Annotated in this window: 3 protein-coding genes and 1 pseudogene; 2 read left to right on the top strand and 2 right to left on the bottom strand. The window is 73.2% G+C overall.

The features are described from left to right. A partial coding sequence (locus BFF77_RS35785) for a hypothetical protein (RefSeq protein WP_066952598.1) occupies nucleotides 1–782 on the top strand: 782 nt, incomplete at its 5' end. A 177-nt stretch (nucleotides 783–959) separates the two neighbouring features. Here the strand turns inward: BFF77_RS35785 and BFF77_RS22045 are convergent. Continuing rightward, nucleotides 960–1475, bottom strand: a complete 516-nt coding sequence (locus tag BFF77_RS22045) for an FBP domain-containing protein (RefSeq protein ID WP_066952596.1) — start codon at nucleotides 1473–1475, stop codon at nucleotides 960–962. A 191-nt stretch (nucleotides 1476–1666) separates the two neighbouring features. On the opposite strand from BFF77_RS22045, the gene BFF77_RS22040 reads away from it, so the two are divergent. Continuing rightward, a complete protein-coding gene (locus BFF77_RS22040; protein WP_066952600.1) occupies nucleotides 1667–2812 on the top strand; it encodes a winged helix DNA-binding domain-containing protein in 1146 nt (381 codons plus the stop codon). 85 nt (nucleotides 2813–2897) lie between these two features. On the opposite strand, the pseudogene BFF77_RS37025 reads toward BFF77_RS22040, so the two are convergent. Beyond that, a pseudogene (locus BFF77_RS37025) lies at nucleotides 2898–3041 on the bottom strand (diaminopimelate decarboxylase); the annotation flags it as partial.

The raw sequence follows: 3041 nt of genomic DNA, 5'->3' as shown, positions 1-3041 counted from the left end.
ACGAGACCCCCTCGCCCGCCGCCGACGGCTCGGAGAGCGCCGCCGGGCCGACCGAGGCGGGCACGTCCTTCCGTACGGCCGCCGCCTTCAAGCCGGGACAGCGGGCCACGGCCGAGGCCTCCACCGGTGACTATCTCTACTGGGTCTTCCCGGCCGACGCGGGACAGCGCCCGACCGTGACCGCCACGGTCACGCTGCCCGAGTCCGCCGCGGGGAGGAAGGGCGCGGCCACCTGGCGGGTGGATGTCTACGACGGGCTGCGCCGCCGCCAGCCCTGTGTGAACGGTGCCCAGACCAGAGCGGTCGCGGCCGACGCGGACACGGTCGCGCTGCGCTGCACGCTCCGTACGGTACGGGCGTGGGCCGAGCCCTGGGCCAACGATCCGCTGCCGGGCAGCTACTACGTACGGCTGACCGTCGTGGACGCGCGGGAGGAGGATCTCGGGCTGCCGGTACGCACGGAGATCGAGGCGTCGACCCCGGACAGGGGCGGTGCGTACGCGGTCGGCGGCAAGCTGGCCGCTCCGCTGGTCCCGGGCGTCGCCGACGCGTCCACGGAGACCGGCGGCGGCGACGGAGACAGCGGCGCGAACGGTACGGACGACGGCGAGGACGGGACGGTGCTCGCGTCCGAGCCGGAGGACGGCTGGGCCTCGGGCTGGTGGACGGACCGCTGGATCTGGACCGTGGCCGGAGGTGTGCTGGGCGCGCTCGCGGGCATCGCGGGGTACACCCTGGCGCGCCCGTCGCGCCGCCCGACGACCGGCGCGTACGGCGCCTGACCGCGGGGCCGGACCCGGGCCCTGGAACGGATGCCCGGATTCGTGCCCGCCGTCCCGTCACCCGCGTCCCGTCACCCGCGCTCCGGCGCGCGTGGCGGGACGCGGCGCGCGGACTCCGGCGTAGGGGGAGTGCGGCGAACGGGGAGTCCGAGGACTTCCCGGGAGACCGGCGTACGGTTATGCCGCGTCGGTGGACTGCTCGTACAGCTTGTCCAGGAACCGGTCCAGGTTCGCGCGGGTTCTGGCGATCTGCTCGGCCACCGTGAGCGACTCCTCCAGCCGACGGCCGAGCAGGGTCTTTCTCTTGCCCCGGACATAGAGCGGGCACGCGAGGTCCGCGCACATGTAGATCCCGACGGTGTTGCCCTGACGGCCCGCCGGGCCCGTCTTGGGCGCGCTCATGAGATCGACACCGGACGCGGTGTGCGGTGTGACGCAGATCGAGCAGATGCTGGACTTGAAGACGCTCTTCCGCCCGGACGACGGTCCCCGCAGCGTGATACCGATCCACGCGCCCTCACGCTCCGTGACGAGAAAGCCGCGGTCGGGCGCGCCGGGATCGCGCCAGCCCAGAAAGTCCAGATCGGCCCAGGGAAGGCCGTCCAGATCGCGCGGGAGGCTGATTCTGCGGGCCTCGCCCTTGGAGCAGTTGACGAACGAGCCACGGATCTCGTTCTCGGTGAGCGGCTTCATGCGGGGCAAGCTAACAAGCGTCCCGGCCGCGTGTCGCGGCATTTTCCACCGGCTTCCACCGTTCCGGCCGCCCCTCGTCCCGCCGCCGCCTCACACACGCGGCCAAAGCACGCGGCCGAAGCACGCGGGCAGAACACGCGAACGAAGCACGCGGACAGACGCTGTCCGCACGGCTCGCTACCGTGCTCGCCATGGCCCTGAAGACGATGAACTCCGGCACACATCCCGTGCTCTCCACCCGCGCCCTCAACCGGGCCACGCTGGAGCGCCAGCTCCTGCTGCGCCGCAGTGGGATGTCCGCCAAGGACGCCGTTTCCCATCTCCTCGGGCTCCAGGCCCAGAACGTCAAGCCGCCGTACTTCCAGCTCGCCGCCCGGCTGGACGGCTTCGTACCGGAGGAGCTGTCCGGACTGATGGCCTCGCGGGAGGTCGCCCGGCTGGTCACGATGCGCTCCACCATCCACACGCACACCGCCGACGACTGCCTCACCCTCCGGCCGCTCGTCCAGGCCGCGCGGGACCGGGAGCTGCGGGTGTTCCGCGACCGGCTGACCGGAGTGGACCTGGACGGGCTCGCCGCCGTCAGCCGAGCGCTGGTGGAGGAGCGGCCCAGGCCGCTCAAGGAGTTGCGCGAGGCGCTGCTCGCGCGGTGGCCGGACGCCGACCCGGTCGCGCTGACCGTCGCCGCGCGCTGTCTGCTGCCGCTCGTGCAGACCACTCCGCGCGGGCTGTGGGGCCGGAGCGGACAGGTCACGGTGACCACCGCCGAGCACTGGTTCGGCCGGCCCGCCGAGCCCGCGCCCGCGCCGGACGGGACCGTACTGCGCTACCTCGGCGCCTTCGGCCCGGCCTCCGTCAAGGACATGCAGATGTGGTCCGGGCTCACCCGGCTGCGGGACGTCTTCGAGCGGCTGCGGCCGGGGCTGCTCACCTTCCAGGACGAGAACGGTGTCGAGCTGTTCGATCTGCCGGACGCGCCACGGCCCGACGAGAACGTGCCCGCGCCGCCGCGCCTGCTGCCCGAGTTCGACAACCTCCTGCTCTCGCACGCCGACCGGAGCCGGGTGGTCCCGCCCGGGTACCGGGGCCGCACCTCGCACGTCAACCAGGCGTACCGGACACTCCTCGTGGACGGTTTCCTGGCCGGGATCTGGCAGCTCACGGAGGACGGCGGCAGCGCGACACTGACCGTCCAGGCCTTCGGAGCGCTGACGCGCGAGCAGCGTACGGAGGTGGCGCGGGAGGCGGAGCGGCTGCTCACCGTCCTGTCGGGAGCCACCTCGTACGACATACGGTTCGGGAGCTTCACGGAGGGCAGGGAGCAGCGGGCGGACTGACGGGCCGGACGGTGCCGGCGCGGCGGCGACGAGAGCGCGCCCGTGCCGTGGCCCGCCGCCGGATCCCGCGCGGCCGGAGCCCCGCTCAGAGGCCGACGTCCCGGGCGTACAGGTCCTCGAAGCTCTCCCGGCGCACCAGAAGCCGCGATCCTCCCTCGCGGACCGCCACCACCGGCGGACGGCCCGTCATGTTGTAGCCCGACGCCATCGACACCTGGTACGCGCCGGC

The sequence above is a fragment of the Streptomyces lushanensis genome, assembly GCF_001700515.1.
Taxonomy (GTDB): domain Bacteria; phylum Actinomycetota; class Actinomycetes; order Streptomycetales; family Streptomycetaceae; genus Streptomyces; species Streptomyces lushanensis.
Note: the sequence above shows the minus strand (reverse complement) of the source record. Positions and strands in the feature narration are given on the sequence as shown.

Coding starts and splice junctions, on each gene's coding strand:
- BFF77_RS22040 (WP_066952600.1), top strand. CDS start 1,667: ATGGCCCTGAAGACGATGAACTCCGGCACACATCCCGTGCTCTCCACC.
- BFF77_RS22045 (WP_066952596.1), bottom strand. CDS start 1,475: ATGAAGCCGCTCACCGAGAACGAGATCCGTGGCTCGTTCGTCAACTGC.